We start from the raw sequence: 23138 nt of genomic DNA on the forward strand, positions 1-23138 counted from the left end.
CGAGCCATGAGCTTCGACATGAACGACGCCGAGCCGCAGAAGAGCGGCGAACTGATCCCCGACGGCACCTTCGCCAAGGTCACCATGACCATCCGGCCGGGCGGGACCGACGGCCAGAGCGAGATCGACCGGGGGCTGCTCAAGGCCTCGAACGCGCCCGGCAGCGACGTGCTGATGGTGGATGCCGAGTTCACCGTCGCCGAGGGCCCTCACGTCCGGCGCAAGTTCTGGCAGATGTTCACCGTCTCCGGCGGCAAGGTCGACGAGCAGGGTGTCTCGATAGGCTGGAAGATCTCCAAGGGGAGCTTCCGCGCGATGATCGACAGCGCGCTCGGACTCGATCCGCAGGACATGAGCGAAACGGCGAAGTCGAAGCGGATCTTGCGCGGCCTGGCCGACCTCAGCGGCATCACCTTCGTCGCCAAGATAAAGGTCGAGCCCAGCGACGACCCGCGCTACGGCGACAGCAACAAGCTCGACCGCGTGGTTCTGCCGAGCGAGCCGGAATGGCGGAAGGTGATGGACGGCGAGGTCCTGGCGCCGAGCCCCAGCACCCGCGCGCGGCCGAAGGCTGTATCGCCCGCATCGCCCGCAGCCCCGGCCTGGGGGCAGCCCGCCGCATCGCCGCCTGCGAGCGCTGCCCCGGCCTGGAGCCGGCCGGCACAGCGGGGCACGGCCCCGGCAGCCGCACCTGCCGCGACGCCGGCCCCGAGTGGCCCGGCCTGGCTCAACACCTGACCGTCATGACGGCCGATGAGTGGCAGGCGCACGTCACGCGCGAGGCAGCGAAGGCGATGGGACAATGGCTCGAAGGACGCGGAAGGCTTCACCAGCCCATCGCCGCTCTCACGCTCCCCGAACTGGAAGCCATGGCGGCGAACGCGATCGCGCGGTTCATCGTCCTGGCCTCACACCGGATCAAGGATCAGCCGGACGACGCCGAGGACCTGACCCGGCTCTTGCTCGGGTAGCCGTCTGCGCCGTCTGCGGACGTCAGGCGCGGGGCTTCGGCTACGTCCACCAGCTGCGCTGGGACCGCTTTCCCTACCACCGCTTCTGCTCGATGCGCTGCCTCGACGTCGGCGCGGCGCTCGCCAACAGGAACAACGGGATGATCGACAAGACCGACATGGAGACCCAAGCGATCAAGGAGGCGCGCCGGTTTTTCGCCGAGACGCTCACTGAGCTCGACCTGATGGCGCCGTTCTACGACCGGAAGCCGGAAGAGATCGATCGCATCATCGAAGCCTGCGTCGACGGGTTTCAGGAATCGATGCAGCGCCAGGCAGCCGCCCGCGACCCGCTCGACGATCCTTTGCCCTTTTAGAGACGACGAACAGCCATGCCCAATGGAGAAATCTGGAGAGATATTCCGTCCCTGCCCGGCGTTCTCGCCAGCAATGAGGGACGTATCATGCTGGTCCCATATCGTGGCGCGATGCCGCGTGGCGGGCAACGGCCCTATGGCGGAACGCCGACATTCGGCGTGTGGAACAAGGCCGATGGTCGTTTTATCGTCACGATTGGCGATCGCACCTACAAGGTCGCCCGGCTGGTAGCCGAGGCATTCCATGGCAGCCCGCCCTTTGAGGGCGCCGTGGTCATGCACCTCGATGAGAACGCAGCCAATAATCGCGCTGACAATCTTCGCTGGGGCACGCAACGGGAGAATCTCAACGCGCCGGGATTTCTCGACTACTGCCGTTCGCGCACCGGAGACCAGCACCCCGCCGCCAAGGCTCGGGCGAGGTCGCGCTCATGATCGTCGATCTCAACCACGGCTCCGGCTTCATCTATGGCCGCATCGGCCACGCGATCAGCGTGTCCGATCGGATCAATGCCCTGATCGATGCGGCGCTGGTGGCACGCAATCGTCGGCAGACGCCGCGCGACTATCTCGGGGGCAGCCGGATCGGCGAGCCCTGCGTGCGCAAGCTCGTCTACGAGGTGACCCATACGCCCAAGGATGAGGGACGGGATTTCGATGGCGCGATCCTGCGTATCTTCGACGCCGGCCACCAGTTCGAGACGCTCTCCATCCGCTGGCTGCGCAGCGCGGGCTTCGACCTTCGCACCGAACGCGCGGACGGCGGACAATTCGGGTTCGAGGCGGCGGGCGGCAAGCTGCGCGGCCACATCGACGGCGTGATCGTCGCCGGCCCCGATGTCGGCCTGCGCTGGCCCGTGCTCTGGGAGCACAAGGCGCTGAACGCCAAATCCTGGAACGACCTGGTCAAGCGTGGCTTGCGCGCCTCCAAGCCGGTCTACTTCGCGCAGGTCCAGCTCTACATGGGCTACCTGGAGCTGGAGACAGCCCTCGTCACGGCCCTCAACAAGGACACCGAGGCGCTCCACCACGAGGTGGTCGGGTTCGATCCGCCCTGCGCGCAGGCGCTGTCCGATAAGGCCGTCGATATCCTGCGCGCCGCGGCAGCCGGCGAACTTCCCCCGCGCATCGCCGCAGCCCGAGATTTCTATCTTTGCCGCATTTGCGCCTATGCGGAGCGCTGCTGGGAGGGCGAGCGATGAGCTTCATCCCGTCTCCGCAGCAGGCGGCGGCAATCGCCGCGATCGAGAACTGGTTTCGGCGACGCACGCGCGATCAGCAGGTGTTCCGCCTGTTCGGTTACGCAGGAACGGGCAAGACGACCATCACCCGGCATGCGATCGGCGAGCTCGGTCTCGAACCGATGGATCGCACGGGTGGCGCGGGCGGCGTGCTCTACGCCGCCTTCACCGGCAAGGCCGCCCTGGTGATGACCCGGAAGGGAACGCCAGCGTCGACGATCCACAGCCTCATCTACAAGGTCTCCGAGGCGACGCCAGAGGAAATCGAGCGCGTCACGCGCGAATTGGAGACGCTGCGCAAAGGTGTGCGCAGCATGGGACCGGCCGAGCGCTCCTTCGCCGAGACCCAGATCCGTCGCCTCGAGCTCCGGCTCGCCGACATCCATCAGCCCCGTTTCATTCTGAACGAGCAGTCGCTGGTCCGCGACGCCGACCTGATCGTGCTGGACGAGGTCTCCATGGTCGGCGCCGAAATGGCGAGCGATCTGCTTGCCTTCGGCAAGCCGATCCTGGTGCTCGGCGACCCCGGTCAGCTACCGCCGATCAAGGGCGACGGCGCCTTCACCGACGCTGATCCCGACGTGATGCTGACCGATATCCATCGCCAGGCGGAGACCAGCGCGATCATCCGTCTCGCCACGCTCGCGCGGCAGAGCGTGCCCATTTCCTACGGCGAGCACGACGACTTCGTCTGGAAGATGCGGCGCTCCGACATCGGCCCACATCAGTTCCTCAAGGGCGGCCAAGTGATCTGCGGCCGCAACGCGACGCGGCTGTTTCTGAACACCGCGATGAAACAGGCGGCCGGCTTTCCTGACGCTTATCCGCGCGGGCTCGGCGAGAAGATCATCTGCCTCAAGAACCGGCACGATCTCGGTCTCGTCAATGGCATGTTCCTCGACCTTTCGGACATTCGCGACGAAAGCCCTCTCGCGTTCAGCGCATCGGTGCGGACGGAGGACGGAGCGAGCGTTCCCGGCCGCCAGTGGTTCTACAAGGGGCATTTCGACGATCACGTCGCCTACGACGCCGAACGCCTGCGCCGCGATTGGCGTGACATGCGGGGACTTGTCGAGAGCGTTTGGGGCTACGCCATCACCTGCCACAAGGCCCAAGGGTCGCAGTGGGAGAACGTGATCGTCTACGACGACGGTCTCGGGCGGACCGCCGAGGACCGCGCCCGCTGGCTCTACACCGCCATCACGCGCGCGGAGCAAGGGCTGGTGATCCTTGATTGACTTCAACGATACCGCCCCCACCAGAACGCCCGCGGTCCATTACGACCTCGACGCCATCGTGGCTGGCCTGCGTGACAGGACCGACACCTGGGTGCCGCAGCACTTCCCGAACGGCCGTCGCAACGGCGACGAATGGCGTCTTGCCAATATCAATGGCGCGGCGCCGCGAAAGAACGGCTCCTGCGTGATCACGCTCAGAGGCGAGCACGCCGGCGACTGGATCGACTTCGACGGCGGCCAGGGCGGCGGGCCGCTGAGCACGCTTGAACAGGCGACCGGCTTCAAGGGCCGCGACCTCTTCGCCTATGCCGCCGATCTCGTCGGATGGTCGGCCGCCGCGCCAGCGCGTCGCGAACCCTCGGCGGCTTCCGCGAAGCCGGAGAAAGACTCTGCCCGAGAAATCGAGATCATCCTCTCGCGGGCCCTCCCGATCGCCGGCACACCGGGTGAGGCCTATCTGCGCGCGCGAGGTCTCACGGTCCCGCCACCGTCCGACCTACTGTTCCATCCGGATCTCGCGCATTGGGATACGAGGACCGGGTTCCCGGCCATCGTCGGCCTGGTTCGCGATCGCTCCGGCAGCGTGGTTGCCCTGCACCGCATCTACCTGCGCCCGGATGGAGCGACGAAGGCCGAGGTCGAAAAGCCGAAGAAGATGCTGGGCCGGGTCGGCGGCGGCGCGGTGCGGCTGGCGCCGATCGGCGACGACGCTGTCCTTGGTCTCAGCGAAGGCATCGAGACGGCGCTCGCCGTGATGACGGCCTGTCCGGGCATGGCGGTATGGGCAACGCTCTCGGCCACCAATCTCGAACAGGTCGTCCTGCCGCCGGAGGCCCGGCGTGTGGTTCTGCTCGCCGACCACGATGCGTCGGGAGCGGGCCTTCGTGCAGCCGAGGCGGCGGCGCGGCGTCTCGTCGCCGAAGGCCGCAGCGTCGCCATCGCCCTGCCGCGAGCGGAAGGCGATGACTTCAACGACCTCCTGATGCGTGACGGCGCGGAGGCTGTCCGTCAGATCATCGACGCGGCCGAGCCGTGTGCAGTGGCGGATGGCACGGATGCGCAGGATGGCGCCCGAAACCGCCCGATCGGCTTCGTCGAGCCCCAGGGGCGCTTGCCGCAACTGCGCGCCGATGAGGGCGATCTCGCCCGCGCCCATGCACGCAGCTGGGGTTTGCTGCTCGCCTCGAACAGGACGCCCTGGCTCTTTCGCAGCGGCGGCATGCCGACATGGGCCGTGCACGACGATGACGGCCTGCCCATGGCCCGGCCGGTCACGGAAGAGCGCCTGCGCCACATGCTGGCCAAGCTCGCCGATTGGCGGCGTCTGGCGCGAAACGGCGATCTCGTTCCCGCGCATCCGCCGACGCCGCTCATCAAGTCGCTGCTGGCGACGCCCGATCCCGGCCTGCCGGTCCTGGCGGGGATCGTCACCACGCCGGTCTTCGGCCGCAATGGCGCCCTCCTGACCGAGCCCGGCTACCACCCCGATGCGCGGCTGCTCTACCAGCCGACACCAGGCTTTGCCGTGCCGCAGGTGCCGGAGCGCCCGTCGCCGGCGGAGATCGCGACCGCGCGCAGTCTCATCGTCGACGACATGCTGGGCGAGTTCCCCTTCACCGGCCACGCGGAGCGGGCGCATGCCGTTGCTCTGATGCTGCTCGGCTTTCTTCGCGCCATGATCGACGCACCGACGCCGCTTCATCTGATCGAGAAGCCGACACCCGGCACCGGCGCGACCCTGATGGTCGACGCGATCGCGACCGTGCTGACCGGCGTCAGCGCCTCCGTGATGACCGAGGGCCGCGACGATGAAGAGTGGCGCAAGCGCCTGACCGCCAAGCTGCGCCAGATCCCCTCGATCGTGCTCATCGACAATCTGCGTCATCCGCTCGACTCCTCGGCGCTCGCGGCAGCGCTCACCGCACCCTTCTGGGAGGACCGGATTCTCGGGGCGTCCGAGATGACGCGATTGCCGATCCGCTGCGTCTGGATCGCGACCGGCAACAATCCCGAGTTCTCTAACGAAATGGCGCGCCGCATCGTGCGCATCCGCCTCGACGCCCGGGTCGATCAACCCTGGCGGCGCGATGGGTTCCGTCACCCCGATCTCATGAGCTGGGTGCGCGCCAACCGGCCCCGCCTCGTCGCGGCCTGCCTCACGCTCTGCCGCGCCTGGCTTGCCGCCGGCAGGCCACGGGGCGCGCGCATGATCGGGAGCTACGAGAGCTGGTCGCGCATCATGGGCGGCGTCCTCGAGGTCGCCGGGATTGAAGGGTTTCTCGCCAACCTCGACGAGATGCTCGCTGCCGCCGATGGCGAGGGCGCGATCTGGCGCAGTTTCATCGGCGCCTGGTGGGACCGCTTCGGGACGGCGGAGGTCGGCACCAGCGATCTCTATGAGGTGGCGTTGGCCTGCGAGCCGCCGCTGCCGCTGGGCGCCGGGGGCGACCGATCACAGCGCACACGGCTCGGCAAGGCGCTCGCCCGCATGCGCGACCGGGTCTTCGATATCGACGGCCGCAAGATGCGCGTGCGCACGCTGGGCGTCTCCCATCAGGCCAAGCGCTGGCAGCTCACGATCGAAGGGGAACGTGGGGAACGTTTTCCGCAAGGTGTCGCGGCATCGGGCGGGGAACGTTGTGGCGAAGAGGGGAACGTCGAAAACCAACGTTCCCCGGCCCAACCCCTTGAAACAAAAGGCTCAGGGGAACGTGGGGAACATGGGGAACCTATTTCGACACTAACGCATGTGCGCGGCTGCGCCCACGCGATGGAGGATGGGGAAAAACGTTCCCCACCTTCGTCACCTTCCCAAAGCGCTTGTTCCTCAACGACTTGCACCGGGGAACATGCGGGGGAACGTCCCTCACCACGTTCCCCAAACGGCGCTGCGCCGGACTGGCTCAAGGAGGTGCTCTGATGGGCATGCTCCGTCAACTCGGCCGTCTCCAAGCGGCAGCGACCGGTCCGCCGCGATGGGTCTTCGATCCGAAACCCGACCCTTGCTCGCGCGCCTTGGAGACAATCATGATCTCGACCATCGAAACCGGCCCCGCCGCAGCAGGGGCCATCGCATTCCGTCCGCATCCGGCTCATGCGCATCGCGCCATTCTCAGCCTCGATCTCGGCACCACGACCGGCTGGGCACTGCGCAGCCATGACGGCCTGATCACGAGCGGCACGGTCTCGTTCCGGCCGAGCCGCTATGACGGTGGCGGCATGCGCTACCTGCGCTTCCGAAGCTGGCTGGACCAGATCGCTGCCGACGCCGGCGGTCTCGCGGCGATCTATTTCGAGGAGGTTCGCCGCCATGTCGGTACCGACGCGGCCCATCTCTATGGCGGCTTTCTGGCGACGCTAAGCGCCTGGTGCGAGAGCCACGCGATCGCCTATCAGGGCGTTCCCGTCGGCACGATCAAGCGGCACGTCGCCGCCAAGGGCAACGCCGACAAGGCCGCCGTCATGGCCGCCGTTCGCGCCCGCGGCTTCTCACCCGCGGACGATAATGAAGCCGACGCCATCGCCATCCTGCTGTGGGCCATCGAGACCGATGGAGGTGTGCGATGAGCGGGGAGACGATGCTCAGGCATGCCGCGTCGGTCGTCGCCGAGCGCCGCAAGATCTACGGCGAACCCGCCGCCGCGATGGCCGTGGTCGCCAGACGCTGGTCGATCACGCTCGGCCGGCCCATCACGCCGGCGGAGGTCGTGCTCTGCCTCATCGATCTGAAGCTGGCGCGGCTCGGGCACGATCCGAAGCATCAGGATTCGATCCTCGACATCGCCGGCTATGCAGCGGTGCTGCAGGAGGTCGGACGATGAGATGGCTGCCGAAGGGTTATGGCGGCGAACGCCGGTCGGCCGAAGAGGTCAAGCGGGAGGGTTGGCGCGAGCAGGGCCTCCTCGTCGTCAGCCCCACCGATCCGCGCCTCACCTGGCCCGAGCGGGAACTCGTTCGCCAGCTCGGCGACAAGCTCTATGGCGGACGGCGCCAGCCGACGGAGCAACGGCATGGCTGATTGGACTCGCGAACAGGTCGAGGAACGGCTGATCGAAGCTGCCGACGTCATGAAGCGGCTGCCCGAGGTTCGGGTGCAGGGCTATTTCTCGGTGTGGCCGAAGATCGTGCATGAGTTCGCTGATCTCGTCGGTCAGGAGCCGCCGCGCATGAAGCGTCCGCCGCCCTTGCCCGACGCCATCAGCCGCATGGAGGTGACGCTGCCCTGGCTCAGATGGCTGGAGCCCGACGATGCCCGGCTTGTCTGGGCACGCGCGGAGGGCACGCCGTGGAAGCCGATCTGCTGGCGCTTCGGGATCTCCCGCGCCACCGCGTGCCGCCGCTGGGAGTACGGCCTCAGCGTCATCACCTGGAAGCTCAACGGTCAGAAAGTGCCGGCGAAGCGCTCGCGCGCTTTCCTCGTCGACCGCGTTCGCTCGTCAAGTTCATTTTGATGCGTGAGACAATTTTCGCTGAGACATTTCCCGGCGAGACACACATCGTCGATTTGGGCTAGTTCTCCGTTATGCTCAGGCGAGCCGCGTGCGGGGATGATCACCGACCGGCGAGATGCACGGTTCCTCCCTGGCCGAAATCGTATGCTGGCGGCAATGGCGCGACGCTTGCCCAGTGACGGCGCCGAAATAGGCCATTTCGTTTCGCCAGCATCCTCGCGCTCGTGAATCCAAACACTTTGGCGTCTGCGTGCCTTGGCGATGGCGAAGCCGCCGGTCGGGGGCGTTTCGTTTCGAGCGCACCGGCGAAGCGGGACCCGTTTCGCCGACACAGCACAACGGCGGGCTTTCGCGACCGCCGGATCAGATCCTTCACCCATCGCACCGGACCGACCATGGACGTCGTCGAAACGCCGATCGACAAGCTCGTGCCCTATGCGCGCAACCCGCGTCGCAACGAGGAGGCTATCGCCACGGTTGCCGCCTCGCTGGCCGAGTTCGGCTGGCGACAGCCGATCGTCGTCGACGAGGACATGGTGATCGTCGTCGGCCACACCCGCTACGAGGCGGCCAAGCGCCTCGGCATGACGAGCGTGCCGGTGCATGTCGCGCAGGGCCTGACGCCGGCGCAGCTGCGCGCCTACCGGCTGATGGACAACCGCTCGCATCAGAATGCGAGCTGGGACGACGAGCTGCTCAAGCTCGAACTGGCCGATCTGAAGCTCGACGAGTTCGACCTGGCGCTGACCGGTTTCGAGGACGACGAACTGGCCCGTCTCCTGGCCGAGGCGCCCGTCGAGGGGCTGGTGGACGAAGACGAGGTTCCGGAGCCGCCCGCCACGCCCGTCACCCGCCGCGGCGATCTCTGGATCCTCGGGGACCACCGCCTGCTCTGCGGAGACTCGACCTCGGCCGAGGACGTCACCCGCCTGATGAACGGCGAGCGCGCCGCGCTGTTCGCCACCGATCCGCCCTATCTCGTCGACTATGACGGCACCAACCATCCGACGAAGAAGAACGCGTCCGCCCGCGCCAAGAAGATCGCGAACAAGGACTGGTCCGAGGACTACATCGAGCAGAAGCACTGGGACGATTCATCTCAGGGGCCGCAGTTCTATGAAGCGTTCATGCAGGTCGCCATCGACTGCGCCATCAAGGAGGACGCGGCCTGGTATTGCTGGCACGCCTCGCGGCGCCAGGCGATGCTGGAAGCCTGCTGGTCCAAGTTCGACGTGCTGCATCACCAGCAGATCATCTGGGCCAAGAGCCGTCCGGTGCTCACGCGCTCGATCATGCTGTGGGCGCACGAGCCGTGCCTGTTCGGCTGGCGCTCGGGCAACAAGCCGCGCGTCAATCGCGAAGGCTTCGAGAACTGGCCGACGACGGTGTGGTCCATCCCGTCGAGCGAGATCGAGACGCGTGAGCACCCGACCTCGAAACCGGTGCGCGTGTTCACGTTGCCGATGGAGCTGCACACCGTGCCAGGCGAAATCTGCTACGAGCCGTTCTCGGGCTCGGGGTCACAGCACATCGCCGGTGAAAAGACCGGCCGCCGGGTTTATGGCCTGGAGCTGTCCGAGACCTTCTGCGACGTGGTCGTCAATCGCTGGCAGGCGTTTTCGGGAAAGACGGCCATCCTCGATGACGACGGCCGGACCTTCGCGCAGGTGAAGGCCGAGCGGCTGGACGGCGATGCCGAAGCCCTCGCCGATGCGAACGACACGGACGCCGACCGCGAACCCGCGCGAAAGCGCAAGACCGCCGCGTGACATGCATGACCTGGCTCTACTTTCCTCCGGACGCGCTTCCGGAGCCGGGAACGCATGTCTCTTTGGCCTCTCCCTCTGCTCCGGCGCAGGGGGGCTCGACCTCGGGCTCGCCATCGCTTGTCCCCAATATCGTGCTGTGGGCCATGTCGAACGGGAAACCTACGCCGCGGCCATCCTCGTGGCGCGGATGGAAGACGCGGCCCTGGATCCGGCGCCTGTCTGGGACGACGTTACCAGCTTCGACGGCCGCCCTTGGCGCGGCGCGGTGGACATCGTCACTGCGGGCTATCCGTGCCAGCCGTTCTCGGTCGCGGGCAAGCGCCGGGGCGCGGACGACCCGCGCCATCTCTGGCCGCATGTCGCGCGCATCATCGGCGAGGTCGAGCCGCCCTTCGTCTTCCTCGAAAATGTCGCCCATCATCTCCGCCTCGGCTTCCCCGAAGTCGCCGCAGGACTGGTCGGCATGGGCTACCGCCTTGCGGCGGGCCTCTTCACGGCGGCGGAAGTCGGCGCGCCCCACAAGCGCGAGCGGCTGTTCATCCTCGCGATCCGCGAGGGAGACGAACTGGCCGACCCCGCGCGCCTGCTCCGGGACCCGGTCGAGTGGCGGGAACCGGACGGAACTGCTGCGGCTCTGGCCGACGCCGCAGACCGACTGCTTCCGCAGTCGGGGCGGAGACCGGAAACACGAGAAGGGTCTGGGCTGCATGGCGCGGGACTGGCCGACGCCGATGGCGAACGACGGGTGCAAGCCGAGCGCGGGGAACCGCAGGACCGCCGATCTGACCCATGCAGCGGGGATGTGGATGACGCCGACGGCGCGCGATCACAAGGACGGGGCGACCAGCCTTGCCAACACACCGGTCAACGGCCTGCTTGGCCGCCAGGTCCTGCTGACGGCGATGGTTGGGAGCGATACCTCCGAGCCGCGCCGGACCTTGAACCCGCTGTTCGTCGAGGCGCTGATGGGCTGGCCCACCGGGTGGACCGGCTTCGCCTCTGTGGCAACGGAGTGGTCCCGCTGGTTGCAGCGCATGCGCTTCGAACTCTCGCGGCTGAACTGAACTGCTGGCCGATGTATGAAGCGGAATTGATATGAAGCAAACACGGCGGATGTCGCTGGTCGAGGCTCTGACCAATGTCGCGATCGGCTATGGCGTCGCCGTTGCGACCCAGTTGGCGATCTTCCCGCTGTTCGGACTGCACGTGACGTTGGCCCAGAACCTGATGATGGGCGCAATCTTCACAGTGGTGTCGATCGTTCGCAGCTATGCGCTCAGACGTGTGTTCGAGGAGATTCGCGTTCGCTGTACTTGGAGATGAAACCGCCGCCCACTCGGGGCGGCGGTCATGATGAGGCGATGCTCCGGCTTCAGGCTGCCGGCAACTTGTAGACCCGGCCGCGTCCGTCGACCTTCTCGGAGGTCACGTCGAGCCCGAGCTTCTTCTTGAGTGCCCCGGCGATGGCGCCGCGCACGGTGTGCGGCTGCCACCCGAATGCGGCAGCGATCTCGGCGACGGTTGCTCCGTCGGCGCCCTGCAGCATGGCAATCAGCTGGGCCTGCTTGCTGCCTTCGCGTGCCTTGGGCTCCCTTGGCGGCTTGCTGGCGACGGGAGCGCTGCGCTCGGGTTCGGCAGGGCCAGCCGGGGCTTCCGACTCGATACCGATGGCGGCAAGCCCGTGCTCGGTGATCGCGAGTGTGACGCCGTGGCCGTCGCCGGTCTCGCGCCAGACATGCTCGCCGATGCGCGTGTCGGCATCGATTTCTTCGAGCAGTCCCTGCTTGAGGAGCGAAGCGATCACTTTCTGCGCGGCGCCGCCCTTGAGGTTCTTCGGAAGCGGTAGCGCCAGCATGTTCGCGCGCTGCGCGGCGGCACTGAGGACGATCGTCTGGGTGTCGGTGAGACGGCTCATCGGCTGGCCTCCCACGCGCTGTACTCGTCGGCCATGCCCATGCTGTCCGCAATCCGGCGCAGATAGCCCGGTGACTGGTGTTCGCAGGCGGTGGCGATCTTCGCTTCCTCGGCGAATATCTCGCGCGGCAGATGATTGAGCGTTCCGTATTGCAGGCGCATCGAGGCCTCGACCCCGGCGGGGTTCAGCTCGGGCGCCAGTTCGTGAAGCAGGGTCTGATAACTCATGGTGTGCCCTTTCGGTGTATCCGGGTCCGCGGAATGCAGCCCCTTCTACTGCCCCGAGCCCCGAGGGCGAGCCCATCGGGGCGAAGGCGGGAAGCGGCGCGCCTAATCGGCGTGCTCGCCCTCCTTGAAGGCTGCGTCGGTGATGCGCTTCAGGAGTTCGGCGTAGTGGCTGAGCGTTCCGACGTGGCCCCAGTTGATCTCGTCGGGGCTGGTGTCGAAATGGTCGTCGCTCAGCACCTTGATGCGCTCCAGCATCGTGTCGATTTCCGCCTTCTTGGCGATGAATGCGTCGAGGGCGGAAGCGGTGTTTCGGGACTTGGTCATGGCGGTCTCCAGCGTTTGATGGTGACCCCATACAGGCTCTGATCGGCACCCTCATCAAGTCGATAAGTGCATCATTTCATTGCTTTTTCTGCAGTGATGGCGGGGCTCCCGACATGACCTGATCTTGCCCGGGAGCGGCCCCCGTTCATGGCGACCAATACCCAACCGATCGCGGTCATTGCCCGGCTCCTGGACCTGACCGAAAGGCGGGTCCAGCAGCTGGCGCGCGACGGGATCATCCCTGCGTCAGCCCGCACCGGCCCCGAGCGCGGGCGCTACGATCTCGTCGGCACGGTGCGCGGCTATGTGCGCTACCTGCGCGAGCTGGCGACGCGGTCGCAGACGGGCGCCGCCGATTTCGGTGTCGAGCGCGCCCGGCTGATCAAGGCCAAGGCCGATCTCGCCGAAATGGACGCAGCTGTCCGGCGCGGCGATCTCTTGCCGGCCGCTCAGGTCGAGGAGGCTTGGATCGCGGTGCTGGCCCGCCTGCGCGCGCGTCTGCTGGTCCTACCCGACAGGCTGGCGCCGCTCGTCCACGAGGAGACGACCATTGCCGGCACGCGCGCGCAGATCCGCGACGCGATCACCGAAGCGCTCGCGGAACTCGCCAGCCTCCCGGCCATCGCCATTGATGCTGAAGGGGCCGGCGCGGCTGGCGCAGGCGACGCGCAAGGCGCTGACGATCCTGGCGCCGCCGCCGACCCTGACGATCAGTGAGTGGGCCGACGCCAGGCGCCGCCTGAGTTCCGAAGCCAGCGCCGAGCCCGGCCGCTGGCGCACCGAGCGGGCCATCTACCAGCGCGGCATCATGGACGCGATCTCCGATCCGGCGGTCGAAAGCGTCGTCGTGATGTCGTCGAGCCAGACCGGCAAGACGGAGGTGCTGCTCAACACCGTTGCATTCCACATCGACCAGGACCCGGCGCCGGTGATGGTGGTGATGCCGACGGAACGCGATGCGGAGACCTGGTCGAAGGACCGTTTCTCGCCGATGGCGCGCGATACGCCCTGTCTGCATGGGCGAATCTCGGATCCGAAGTCGCGGGACGGTTCGAACAAGATCCTGCACAAGAAGTTTCCCGGCGGGCATCTGACCATCGTCGGCGCAAATGCGCCGTCGGGCCTGGCCAGCCGGCCGATCCGCATCCTCCTGTGCGACGAGGTCGACCGCTATCCGTTCAGCGCCGGCGCCGAGGGCGATCCGGTCAATCTGGCGAAGAAGCGCACCGTCACCTTCTGGAACCGCAAGATCGTCCTGGTCTCGACGCCGACCATCCGTGGCGCGAGCCGGATCGAGACCGCCTATGCCGAAAGCGACAGGCGCCGGTTCTTCGTGCCGTGCCCGGAATGCGGCGAGCATCAGACGCTGGTCTGGGAGCAGGTTCGCTGGGACCGCGAGGCGGACGGCGCCCACCGGCCGGAGACCGCGCGATACCAATGCCGCCATTGTGGCGCGCTTTGGAGCGACGCCGAACGCTGGGCCGCCGTGCGCCGGGGCGAATGGCGGGCCGAGGCCCCGTTCGACGGCATCGCCGGCTTTCACCTGAACGAGGTCTATTCCTCCTGGGTCCGCCTGGAAGCCATGGTGCGCACATTTCTGTCGGCGAAGGATCACGGCGACGAGGCGATGAAGACCTTCGTCAACACATCGCTGGGCGAGACATGGGTCGAAACCGGCGAAGCGCCGGACTGGCAGCGGCTCTACGACCGCAGGGAGAGCTGGCCAGCCGGCACGGTGCCGATGGGCGGCTTGTTTCTCACGGCCGGCGCCGACGTCCAGAAGGACCGGATCGAGGTCGACGTCTGGGCCTGGGGGCGCGGGCTGGAGAGCTGGCTCGTCGACCACATCGTCATCGAGGGCGGTCCCGAACACGCCGCCGCATGGTCCGCGGTGGACGGTCTCTTGGGCCGCAACTGGCCGCACGCCTCTGGGGTGGCGATGGGCCTGTCGCGCCTCGCGATCGACACCGGCTTCGAGGCGCCGTCGGTCTACGGCTGGGCCCGGCGCGCCGGCTTCGCGCAGGTGGCGCCGGTCAAGGGTGTCGAGGGTTTCAATCGGGCGAGCCCGGTCTCCGGGCCGACCTATGTCGATGCGACCGCCGGCGGCAAGCGACTGCGGCGCGGCGCGCGGCTGTGGTCGGTCGCGGTCTCGACTTTCAAGGCCGAGACCTATCGCTACCTCCGACTCGGACGGCCGACCGACGAGGAGCGTGCCGGAGGCGCGCGCTTTCCCGCAGGGACCATCCACCTGCCGGCTTGGGCCGACAGCGAGTGGTGCAAGCAGTTCGTCGCCGAGCAGCTGGTGACGGTGAAGACCAGGCGCGGGTTTCAGCGGCTCGAATGGCAGAAGCTGCGCGAACGCAACGAGGCGCTGGATTGCCGGGTCTACGCACGAGCCGCCGCCTGGATCGCCGGCGCCGACCGCTGGGGCGAGGAGAAATGGCGCGATCTCGAACGCCAGGTCGGCTCGTTCGATCCGAGCAACACAGCGGCGCCAGAGACCACGGCCTGTGACCCCGGCACGCCAGAGATCGCCTCCGCGGGTCTGGTGCGACGAGCGCCTGCCCGGCGCGGCCGACGGGTGTTCACGCCAAGCTATCTGAGTTGAGACCAAGACCATGACGCTTGAGGACATGATCGCGCGCCGCGATGCGCTGCTCGCCGCCCGATGGCGCGGCGTGCGCACCGTCGAGGTCGAGGGGCGCCGCATCACCTATGCGAGCGATGCCGAAATGGCGGCCGCCCTCGGCGACCTCGAACGGCGGATCGCCGAGGAGCAAACCGGCGCGCGCCGTCGCATCGTTCGCACGACGGCAAGCAAGGGGCTCTGACCCGTGCTGGAATCGATCACACGGTGGCGCCGCCGCATCGGCGCTCTGGTGGGCGGCTTTGAAGCGGGACAGGGAAGCCGAAGGCTGCGGCACTTCCAGCCGAGCCGTGCGCATCTCAACACGCTGATCGCGGCCGCCGGCGCCGACATCACCGCGCGTGCCCGCTGGCTCGTGCGCAACAACGGCTATGCGGCGAACGCCATCGAGAGCTGGGCCGGCAATGTGGTGGGCGACGGCATCAAGCCGTCGTCCCTGATCGCCGATGCCGATCTCAAGGCGCGCGTGCAGCGCCTCTGGCTCGACTGGACCGACGACAGCGACGCCGAAGGCTTTACCGATTTCTATGGTCAGCAGCGGCGCGCCGCGCGCGAGGTGTTCATCGCCGGCGAGGTGTTCTTCCGCTTCCGTCCGCGCCGGCCCGAGGACGGGCTCATGGTGCCGCTGCAGCTGCAGATGATCCCCTCCGAGATGCTGCCGCTCTCGCGCAATGAGCAGGTGGCGGGCGGCAATGTCATTCGCCAGGGCATCGAATTCGACCGTATCGGCAGGCGTGTGGCCTACCACTTCCTGCGCCGGCATCCGGGCGACGTGACCGATCCGGGCCTCTCCGGCGAGACGGTGCGGGTGCCGGCGTCCGAGGTCATCCACGTGATCGATCCGGTGGATGCGGGGCAGTTGCGCGGTATCTCGCGCTTCGCGCCGGGTATCGTGAAGCTGTTCCTGCTCGACCAGTACGACGATGCCGAGCTCGACCGGAAGAAGGTCGCGGCGATGCATGCGCTGTTCATCACCACACCGGCGCCGGCGGAGCCCTTCGACGTCGCGGAGAGCGACGAAGGCGGCGAAAGAACGATGGACCTGCAGCCCGGCCAGATCGTCATGCTGGAGCCGGGCGAGGAAGTGCAGACCTCTGCGCCTGCCGATGTCGGCCAGACCTACGAACCGTTCCAGTACCGCACGCTGCTGCAGGTCTCGGCGGCGCTCGGCATTCCGTATGCGTATCTGTCGAACGACATGCTGAAGGCGAACTACTCGAACTCGCGGCTCGCGCTCCTCGAGTTTCGCCGCCGCATCGAGGCGTATCAGCACTCGGTCATGGTCTGGCAGATCTGTCGACGGGTCTGGGCGCGCTGGCTCGATACGGCGGTCGTGTCAGGCGCGCTCGACTTGCCTGATTACGAACAGCAGCGGCGCACCTGGCTCGGTTGTTCCTGGCTGCCGCCCAAATGGGACTGGGTCGATCCGCTGAAGGACGCCCGCGCCGAGATCGAACAGATCGAGGCGGGGCTGAAGAGCCGGACGCAGGCGCTCGCCGAGCGCGGCTATGACGCCGATCAGGTCGATGCCGAGATTGCTGCGGACCGTGCGCGAGAGCGTCAGCTTGGCCTCTCCTTCGGCAGCGCCTCATCCGACCCGAGGCTGCTGACCGATGCTCAAGAGGCAGCGCCAGCCGACAACCAGGCGAACGTCGCCGCCGACTGAGGTTTCCATGACGCGATTGAATCCGCTGCTCACCCGGCTCGGCGGCCGGCCCTTGGCGATCGCCCCGCGAGCGCTCGACGGCCTGCTCGCCGCCGGCCCAATGCTCGATACACGCCAGGCCATGCTTCCGGCCCGCGATGCGCCGCCGGTGGCGAGCCATTCCGTTACCGGTCCCGGCATCGCCGTGGTGCCGATCCTCGGACCGTTGGTGACGCGTGGCGACTGGCTCACCAGTCTTCTGGGCGCCAGCGACTATGGCGAGATCGCCTCCGCCGTGGAAGCCGCGCTGGCCGATCCTTCTGTGCGGGCCGTGTTGTTGGAGATCGACTCGCCGGGCGGCGAGGTCGGCGGTCTCTTCGACCTGGTCGATCGCCTCGTGTCGTTGCGCGAAGCCGCGCAGAAGCCGCTCTGGGCCGTCGCGAGCGAAAGCGCGCTGTCGGCTGCCTTTGCCATCGCCAGCGTGGCGGACCGCCTTTACGTCACCCGGACGGCGGAGGTCGGATCCATCGGCGTCGTCGCCATCCATGTCGACGAGAGCGTCGCCGACGTCATGGCCGGCCTCAAATGGACGCTCGTTCACGCGGGCGACCGCAAGATCGACGGCAATGCCCACGAGCCGCTCTCGGCTACGGCGTTTTCGGCGATCCAGGCGGATGTCGACGCGCTCCATACCGACCTCGTCACCCTGGTGGCGCGCAATCGGAACATGAGTCCCGACGCCGTGCGTGCCACCGAAGCCGCGATCTATCGGGGTCAGCGCGGCATAGACGCCGGCCTGGCCGACAAGCTCGGCACTGTCGATCTCGCTCTTGCGGATTTCGCCCGGGCGCTGGACCCGCCACGCCTCATTACGGGCGCATCGCAACGCGCCCGCGCTCATCAACCCTCAAGGAGAAAGACCGCAATGAAAGTAGAACCCGACCTCAACCCGGCTGCCGAAGACGCGGCTGTCGAGGAGACGAACGCGTCCGATCCGGAAACTCTCGGAACGCCGCAACCAGCGGCGCCCGCCGCGCCGCCGGAGGCAACGGAGGCGCAGACGGATCAAACGGCCGAGCGGCTGCGCGCCGAATATGCGGAGATCGCCGCCATCGCCGCCCAAGGCGCCCGGCTGGGGGTCGCCATCGACGCCGCCGACGCCATGGCGAAAGGGGTGGCGCCGCACGCGCTGCGAAGCTCCATCCTCGATGCCCTCGCGGCACGCGCCGAGGCCAGCACCGTCGTTGCCGTAGCGCCGTCACCGGCCGGCTCGCCGGCCTCGAACGGCGGCGAAAGCCCCATCGTGCGTCGTGCGCGTGAGCGCGCCTCGGCCAACCGCAGCTGACGACAAGGAGGATCATCATGACCGTTCTCACCATGTCGCCGACCCTCGGCGACCTGCTCAAATACGAGCTCAATGCGAGCTACTGCCGCGAGGCTGTGACCCTCAAGGCTGGCACGAACTACGCGCTCGGATCCGTGCTCGGCCGGATCACCGCGTCGGAGAAATACCGCCTGTCGCCGGACGCCGAGGTCGTCGGAGATGAGGGTGCAGAGGTCGCAACGGCCGTCCTGATCGAGGCGGTCGACGCGACGGCCGGCGACAGGACCGGCCTCGTGGTTGCCCGCGGCCCGGCGATCGTCTCCAAGGCGGCGCTCGCCTTCGACGCCTCCGTCGATGATGCGGCGAAGACGGCCGTCAAGCACGCCGAGCTGAGCTCTGCCGGCATCGTGCCACGCGACACCGCCTGATCCACGCTCGTCAGACCCAACCCGTCACCGGCTCCGAGGCGTCCGCCTTCGGGGCCTTTTTCATGCCCGTTCCATCCCAAGGAGACTCGACATCATGGTCGCCATGATCAATCCGTTCGACGCGGGCGGCTACTCGCTCGCCGAGATGACCCAGGCCATCAACATCCTGCCCAACGTCTACACCCGGCTCGGGCAGATGGGCCTGTTCCGCTTCGAGGGTGTCACCCAGCGCTCCGTCGTCATCGAGCAGGCGGAGGGCGTGCTCAACCTCCTGCCCACCGTGCCGCTCGGCGGTCCCGCCACCGTCGCCAATCGCGACACGCGCTCCATGCGCTCCTTCACGGTGCCGTGGATTCCCCACGACGACGTGATCACGCCCCAGGACATCCAGGGCGTGCGCGGCTTCGGTGTCGCCGACGCCGCCGACCCGCTGGCCACCGTCATGGAGCGCAAGCTCACCCGCATGCGGGTCAAGCACGCCCAGACGCGCGAGTACATGGAGGTCAATGCGCTGCGCGGCATCGTCAAGGATGGCGCCGGCACCACGCTCTACAACTACTTCACCGAGTTCGGGCTGGCGCAGCTCGAAACCGACTTCGTGCTCGGCACCGCCGGCACGCAGGTCCAGGGCAAGGTGCGCGACGTGCTCCGCAAGGTCGAGACCGAGCTCAAGGGCGAGACCATGACCGGCGTGCTGGCGATGGTGAGCCCTGAGTTCTTCGACAAGCTGATCGGCCACGCCAAGGTCGAGGAGGCCTACAAGTACTATTCCTCGACCGGGGCGCAGCCGCTGCGCGAGGACACCCGCCGCCGCTTTCCCTTCGCCGGCATCCTGTTCGAGGAGTACAACGCCACCGTCACGCTCTCGACCGGCGCGACGGAAACCCTGATCCCATCCGGCGAAGGCATCGCCTTCCCGCTCGGCACGCTCGACACCTTCGTCACCCACGGCGCGCCGGCTAACCTGATCGAGACGGTCAACACAGTGGGCCTGCCGATCTACGCGCGGCAGATCGCCCGACCCGACGGCAGCGCCATCGAGGTCAAGACCGAGGCATCGATCCTGCCGATCAACAAGCGGCCGCGTCTCGCCGTGCGCATCTTCTCCAGCAACTGAGCATGAGCATCTTCGCAGAGGCGATCGACGACCTCTTCGCCGATCCCAATCTCGCGCGGGATGCCATCTGGCGGGCAGGCGGCACGGGCGCGCCGGTGACCGTCCGGATTGTCTTGCGACAGCCGGATCGTGTCGAGAGCTTCGGCGAGACGCGCATCTGGAGCGAAAGCGTCATTGGTGATGTACGAACGCGCGACGCCCCGAACCTGGCGGAAGCCGATGCCTTCGAAATCGACGGCGCGAACTACGTCGTCCAGAGAGAGCCCGTGCGCGACAGCGAACGCCTTGTCTGGAGCGTGGAGCTGAGACCGGTATGAGGCTGTCCGCGACCATCATCGGTGACCTTGGTCGCATCATGGCCGAGGAGGTCAAGGCGGCCGAAGAGGCTGTCACGGCCGGTGTCGGTGAGGCGGCGGAGGGACTCAAGACCGAGCTCAGGACGCAGATCACCAATGCGGGGCTCGGCCCTCGGCTGGCCCGTACCTGGCGGTCCGAGACCTTCCCCAAGGGCCAGAACAGCATCCGGGCGGCGGGGCTCGTCTGGTCGAAGGCGCCCGGCATCATTCGCATTTACGAAGACGGCGCGACCATCCGGTCGACCAAGGGTTTCTTCCTGGCCATTCCGACCGCTGCTGCCGGACGCTTCGGCGACGGTGGCCGCAAGATTACGCCCGGCGGATGGGAACGGCGTACCGGGCAGCGGCTGCGCTTCGTCTACCGGCGCAACGCTGCGTCTCTGCTCGTCGCCGACAACATGCGGGTGCGAACAGGCAAGCGGGGCGGATACGCCAGAGCCAGTGCCGCCGCTGTGCGGAGCGGGCGCGGCTTGGTGACCGTGCCGATCTTCATTCTGGTGCCGCAGGTGACATTCAGGAAGCGGCTCGATGTCGCCTCCGCCGCGAACAGTTGGCAGGAGCGGCTGCCCGGCTTGGTCGTCCGCAACTGGGTCGACGGGCGGTAGCCCCGTCTTCGCCTTCTTCGCATCCCGGTGCATGTGCGCGCCGCATTCTGTGCGGCGAAATCACCTGCATTACCCGCAAGCCTGAGGAGAACCAGTGTCCAGCCGCCGTGAAGCCATCCTCGGAGCCCTCTTCCAGACGCTCGACAACACGTTGGACGCGAACGTGCGTCGCAATGAAGTGCTGCCCGAGAAGGTGCCGGCATCCGGTCTCGTCATCCTGCGCGACGGCGATCCGGGCGAGCCAGACGTGACGCTCAATCCGCGCACGGAGTTCTATGCGCACCGGGTCGAGATCGAGGTCTATGCGCCCCGCGATCCGACGGGCGGAGGCGAAGCGGCGCTCGACACGCTGCTCGGATCCATCGGAATGGCGCTCAGAATCGATCCCTCTCTCGGCGGAGTCGCCGAGAATCTGACGCCTTCGGCGCCCGAAACCGGGGCGCTGGGAATCGAGGGCGCGGCCCCGGTCCTGACCGCCCGCCTCACCATCACGATCGAATACCTGGTGAGCGATCCGCTCACCTCATGATCAACACCGCTACCTAAGGAGTCCGATATGGCCAAGGTGCGCGCTTACGGCGCGGACGCCACGCTCAAGGCTTGCCGGGAGGCAAGCTATGGGGTCGCGCCGCTTACCGGCTATCGAAGCCTCGACTTCAAATCGACCGATCTCTCCTCGGCCCAGCCGCTCGGGGACGACCCGCTGCTCGGGCGCGGGCGCAACGCGCAGGATCCCTATCGCGGCCTCATCACCGATGAGGGGCAGATCGATATCCCGTTCGACCTGCGTGGCACCGGCTACTGGCTGACCGGCCTGTTCGGCGACCCCGTGACGACGGCGACGAACGCCTCCGGCTCGATCGCCTTCACAGCCAATCCGTCGCCCGGCGACACCATCACGCTCAACAGCACGGTCTGGACCTTCGTCTCCGGTACGCCATCGGGCAACGAGACCGAGATCCAGGCGACCGTGACGCAGACCGTCGATCAGCTGGTCGACGATCTCAACGCCTCGGCCGATGTCGAGGTGGCGAAATGCACCTATTCCCGGCCGACGAGCACCCAGACGCTCGTGATCGTGTTCGACACGGCCGGCCCGACTGGCAACAGCTTCACCCTTGCAGCATCGGCGGCGAGCGTGTCCGGCCCGACGCTGACCGGTGGCGGCTATGCCCATGTCTGGGAAAGCGGCGCCGACGACATTCCGAGCTACACGATCGAGATTGGGCACCCGAAGCTCACCACGCCCGTCTTCTTCCGCCATCTCGGCACGGTGATGGAGAGCCTCAATTTCGAGATGGGCCAGGAGGGGCCAGCCAACGCCCGTCTGCAGCTGGTGGCGCAGGGCGAGGAACGCTTCGCGGCTACGGTCGACGGCAGTCCGGACGCCTTCTCGCTGCGCCGCTTCAGCCAGGGACGCGGCTTCATCCGGCGTGGTGGCCAGCCGCTCGCGGGCGTCACCGGCGGCAGTCTGACTTTCTCGAACAATCTCGAACGGGTGCGGGTGATCCGCGAGGACGGCAAGATCGAGGCGGCCGATCCGACCTTCGCGTCCGCCGAAGGCTCGATGTCGGTGCGCTTCGACGGCGCGACGCTGGTGGCCGAGGCCGCCAATGGCGATCCCGTCGCACTGGATTACGGCTTCACCTTCCCCGAGGGCTATGCGCTCCGGTTCGAGCTGCCGCGCGTCTTCCTGCCCAAACCCAAATACGCCGTCTCCGGCCCCGGCGGGGTCGAGGCGAGCTTCGACTGGCGCGCCGCCTTCGACGACAGCGAGGGCACCATGCTGCGCGCGCATCTCCTGAACGACGTCACCAGCTACACGTGAGGCTTAATCCATGATCCGTCTCGATCTCTCCCGCGAGCCGCGCTGGCTCGATCTCGGCTACGGCGTGCGCCTGCGCGTGGGGCCACTGACCACCGCACTCATGGCTGCCGCGCGCAGCGATCCGACCGTGACCAGCCTGCCCGAAGGCGCTTCGAACGAAACCATCGCGGTTGTCATGGCCAAGGCGCTGGCGCGGCTCGTGGTCGAAGACTGGGAGGGCGTCGGCGATGCAGACGGCAACCCCGTGCCGGTCACGCCGGAGGGGATCGACGCGCTGCTCGACATCCTGCCGCTCTTCGAAGCCTTCCAGCTGCGCTACGTCTCGAAGGGTCTGCTGCTGGAAGCGGAAAAAAACGGCTCCGCGCCCTTGCCGAATGGCATTTCAGCGGGGGCGAGCAGTATTGCCGATCCTGCCATGTCAGCACAGGGCGCACCTGCGGCGAGTGCCCATCCGTCCTGAACCGCCCCGTCACGATCGAGGGCTTTCAGGTCTGGGATCTCGCCTTGCGGCTCACCGGACAGCTGCGCGTCGTTCCTGGCGCGGTCCTGGGGCTCGATATGACCGCCGCCCTCGCGATCGCTGAGGCCCTCGGGCTCAACACACTCATCTGCGCTGAGCTCTTGCCGGACATCGAGGCAATGATGGTGCGCGGTCTCAATGCGCAAATGAAGGCTGAACAGGATGGCTGAGAAAAG

At 67.4% G+C, this 23138-nt stretch carries 30 protein-coding genes and 1 pseudogene; 28 read left to right on the forward strand and 3 right to left on the reverse strand.

The window, feature by feature from the left end; translation table 11 throughout:
• Positions 1-6: 6 nt before the first annotated feature.
• The 15 genes and pseudogenes from BSQ44_RS27785 (at position 7) to BSQ44_RS03900 (ending at position 11349) form a co-directional block, all read left to right on the forward strand.
• Positions 7-738 (forward strand): hypothetical protein, encoded by a 732-nt coding sequence (locus tag BSQ44_RS27785; RefSeq protein WP_072602025.1) that lies wholly within the window; start codon positions 7-9, stop codon positions 736-738.
• A gap of 5 nt (positions 739-743) precedes the next feature.
• Positions 744-971, forward strand: a complete 228-nt coding sequence (locus BSQ44_RS03840; RefSeq protein WP_027444218.1) for a hypothetical protein — start codon at positions 744-746, stop codon at positions 969-971.
• Positions 972-1111: 140 nt separating this feature from the next.
• Positions 1112-1327, forward strand: coding sequence for a DUF6511 domain-containing protein (locus BSQ44_RS03845; RefSeq protein ID WP_235633334.1), 216 nt, complete (start codon positions 1112-1114; stop codon positions 1325-1327).
• Between the two features lie 15 nt (positions 1328-1342).
• On the forward strand, positions 1343-1762 hold the full coding sequence (locus tag BSQ44_RS03850) for an HNH endonuclease (protein ID WP_157894498.1): 420 nt from the start codon (positions 1343-1345) through the stop codon (positions 1760-1762).
• Entirely contained in the window at positions 1759-2529 is a 771-nt protein-coding gene (locus BSQ44_RS03855; RefSeq protein WP_072602027.1) for a hypothetical protein, read from the forward strand. Before BSQ44_RS03850 ends, BSQ44_RS03855 begins: the two co-directional genes overlap by 4 nt.
• Positions 2526-3806 (forward strand): ATP-dependent DNA helicase, encoded by a 1281-nt coding sequence (locus BSQ44_RS03860; protein WP_072602028.1) that lies wholly within the window; start codon positions 2526-2528, stop codon positions 3804-3806. The genes BSQ44_RS03855 and BSQ44_RS03860 overlap by 4 nt, the downstream gene beginning before the upstream one ends.
• A complete protein-coding gene (locus BSQ44_RS03865) occupies positions 3799-6726 on the forward strand; it encodes a DUF7146 domain-containing protein (protein ID WP_072602029.1) in 2928 nt (975 codons plus the stop codon). The genes BSQ44_RS03860 and BSQ44_RS03865 overlap by 8 nt, the downstream gene beginning before the upstream one ends.
• A gap of 107 nt (positions 6727-6833) precedes the next feature.
• Positions 6834-7373, forward strand: coding sequence for a hypothetical protein (locus tag BSQ44_RS03870; protein WP_072607838.1), 540 nt, complete (start codon positions 6834-6836; stop codon positions 7371-7373).
• On the forward strand, positions 7370-7627 hold the full coding sequence (locus BSQ44_RS03875) for a DUF6378 domain-containing protein (RefSeq protein ID WP_072602030.1): 258 nt from the start codon (positions 7370-7372) through the stop codon (positions 7625-7627). The genes BSQ44_RS03870 and BSQ44_RS03875 overlap by 4 nt, the downstream gene beginning before the upstream one ends.
• Complete coding sequence (locus BSQ44_RS03880; RefSeq protein WP_072602031.1) at positions 7624-7824, forward strand: hypothetical protein; 201 nt, start codon at positions 7624-7626, stop codon at positions 7822-7824. The genes BSQ44_RS03875 and BSQ44_RS03880 overlap by 4 nt, the downstream gene beginning before the upstream one ends.
• Positions 7817-8257: a DUF6362 family protein gene (locus BSQ44_RS03885; protein ID WP_072602032.1), complete on the forward strand. Its 441-nt coding sequence runs from the start codon at positions 7817-7819 to the stop codon at positions 8255-8257. Before BSQ44_RS03880 ends, BSQ44_RS03885 begins: the two co-directional genes overlap by 8 nt.
• A 395-nt stretch (positions 8258-8652) precedes the next feature.
• Positions 8653-10026, forward strand: a complete 1374-nt coding sequence (locus tag BSQ44_RS03890; protein ID WP_072602033.1) for a DNA modification methylase — start codon at positions 8653-8655, stop codon at positions 10024-10026.
• A gap of 1 nt (position 10027) precedes the next feature.
• A pseudogene (locus BSQ44_RS27400) lies at positions 10028-10534 on the forward strand (DNA cytosine methyltransferase); the annotation flags it as partial.
• A gap of 223 nt (positions 10535-10757) precedes the next feature.
• Positions 10758-11090, forward strand: a complete 333-nt coding sequence (locus tag BSQ44_RS27405) for a hypothetical protein (protein WP_235633450.1) — start codon at positions 10758-10760, stop codon at positions 11088-11090.
• A 31-nt stretch (positions 11091-11121) separates the two neighbouring features.
• Positions 11122-11349 (forward strand): DUF7220 family protein, encoded by a 228-nt coding sequence (locus BSQ44_RS03900; protein WP_072602035.1) that lies wholly within the window; start codon positions 11122-11124, stop codon positions 11347-11349.
• Between the two features lie 49 nt (positions 11350-11398).
• Here BSQ44_RS03900 and BSQ44_RS03905 read toward each other — a convergent pair whose 3' ends face one another.
• The 3 genes from BSQ44_RS03905 to BSQ44_RS03915 all read right to left on the reverse strand — a co-directional run bounded on the left by BSQ44_RS03905 (position 11399) and on the right by BSQ44_RS03915 (position 12492).
• Positions 11399-11941, reverse strand: coding sequence for a DUF3489 domain-containing protein (locus tag BSQ44_RS03905; protein ID WP_072602036.1), 543 nt, complete (start codon positions 11939-11941; stop codon positions 11399-11401).
• Positions 11938-12168, reverse strand: a complete 231-nt coding sequence (locus BSQ44_RS03910; protein ID WP_072602037.1) for a hypothetical protein — start codon at positions 12166-12168, stop codon at positions 11938-11940. Before BSQ44_RS03910 ends, BSQ44_RS03905 begins: the two co-directional genes overlap by 4 nt.
• 102 nt (positions 12169-12270) lie before the next feature.
• On the reverse strand, positions 12271-12492 hold the full coding sequence (locus BSQ44_RS03915; protein WP_072602038.1) for a hypothetical protein: 222 nt from the start codon (positions 12490-12492) through the stop codon (positions 12271-12273).
• A gap of 147 nt (positions 12493-12639) precedes the next feature.
• Here BSQ44_RS03915 and BSQ44_RS03920 point away from each other — a divergent pair, with 147 nt between their 5' ends.
• The 13 genes from BSQ44_RS03920 to BSQ44_RS03980 all read left to right on the forward strand — a co-directional run bounded on the left by BSQ44_RS03920 (position 12640) and on the right by BSQ44_RS03980 (position 23132).
• A complete protein-coding gene (locus BSQ44_RS03920) occupies positions 12640-13209 on the forward strand; it encodes a terminase small subunit, Nu1 (protein ID WP_072602039.1) in 570 nt (189 codons plus the stop codon).
• Complete coding sequence (locus tag BSQ44_RS03925; RefSeq protein ID WP_072602040.1) at positions 13124-15100, forward strand: phage terminase large subunit family protein; 1977 nt, start codon at positions 13124-13126, stop codon at positions 15098-15100. The genes BSQ44_RS03920 and BSQ44_RS03925 overlap by 86 nt, the downstream gene beginning before the upstream one ends.
• 10 nt (positions 15101-15110) lie before the next feature.
• Positions 15111-15323 carry a phage head-tail joining protein gene (locus BSQ44_RS03930; RefSeq protein ID WP_041375667.1) on the forward strand — a complete coding sequence of 71 codons (213 nt, stop codon included), beginning with the start codon at positions 15111-15113 and terminating at the stop codon, positions 15321-15323.
• 3 nt (positions 15324-15326) lie between these two features.
• A complete protein-coding gene (locus BSQ44_RS03935) occupies positions 15327-16805 on the forward strand; it encodes a phage portal protein (RefSeq protein WP_072602041.1) in 1479 nt (492 codons plus the stop codon).
• 7 nt (positions 16806-16812) lie between these two features.
• Positions 16813-18129: a S49 family peptidase gene (locus BSQ44_RS03940; RefSeq protein ID WP_072602042.1), complete on the forward strand. Its 1317-nt coding sequence runs from the start codon at positions 16813-16815 to the stop codon at positions 18127-18129.
• Between the two features lie 17 nt (positions 18130-18146).
• Positions 18147-18536 (forward strand): head decoration protein, encoded by a 390-nt coding sequence (locus tag BSQ44_RS03945; protein WP_072602043.1) that lies wholly within the window; start codon positions 18147-18149, stop codon positions 18534-18536.
• Between the two features lie 94 nt (positions 18537-18630).
• The gene (locus tag BSQ44_RS03950) at positions 18631-19653 is read left to right on the forward strand and encodes a major capsid protein (protein WP_072602044.1); all 1023 of its coding nucleotides are present in this window, start codon (positions 18631-18633) and stop codon (positions 19651-19653) included.
• Between the two features lie 2 nt (positions 19654-19655).
• The gene (locus BSQ44_RS03955; RefSeq protein WP_072602045.1) at positions 19656-19970 is read left to right on the forward strand and encodes a head-tail joining protein; all 315 of its coding nucleotides are present in this window, start codon (positions 19656-19658) and stop codon (positions 19968-19970) included.
• On the forward strand, positions 19967-20614 hold the full coding sequence (locus BSQ44_RS03960) for a DUF6441 family protein (RefSeq protein WP_072602046.1): 648 nt from the start codon (positions 19967-19969) through the stop codon (positions 20612-20614). The genes BSQ44_RS03955 and BSQ44_RS03960 overlap by 4 nt, the downstream gene beginning before the upstream one ends.
• Before the next feature lie 94 nt (positions 20615-20708).
• Positions 20709-21143: a hypothetical protein gene (locus BSQ44_RS03965; protein WP_072602047.1), complete on the forward strand. Its 435-nt coding sequence runs from the start codon at positions 20709-20711 to the stop codon at positions 21141-21143.
• A 27-nt stretch (positions 21144-21170) separates the two neighbouring features.
• Complete coding sequence (locus BSQ44_RS03970; protein WP_072602048.1) at positions 21171-22442, forward strand: phage tail tube protein; 1272 nt, start codon at positions 21171-21173, stop codon at positions 22440-22442.
• Between the two features lie 10 nt (positions 22443-22452).
• Positions 22453-22902, forward strand: coding sequence for a hypothetical protein (locus BSQ44_RS03975; protein ID WP_072602049.1), 450 nt, complete (start codon positions 22453-22455; stop codon positions 22900-22902).
• A 44-nt stretch (positions 22903-22946) separates the two neighbouring features.
• Entirely contained in the window at positions 22947-23132 is a 186-nt protein-coding gene (locus BSQ44_RS03980; protein WP_072602050.1) for a DUF7697 family protein, read from the forward strand.
• The last annotated feature ends 6 nt before the right edge of the window (positions 23133-23138 follow it).

The sequence above is a fragment of the Aquibium oceanicum genome (assembly GCF_001889605.1).
Taxonomy (GTDB): domain Bacteria; phylum Pseudomonadota; class Alphaproteobacteria; order Rhizobiales; family Rhizobiaceae; genus Aquibium; species Aquibium oceanicum.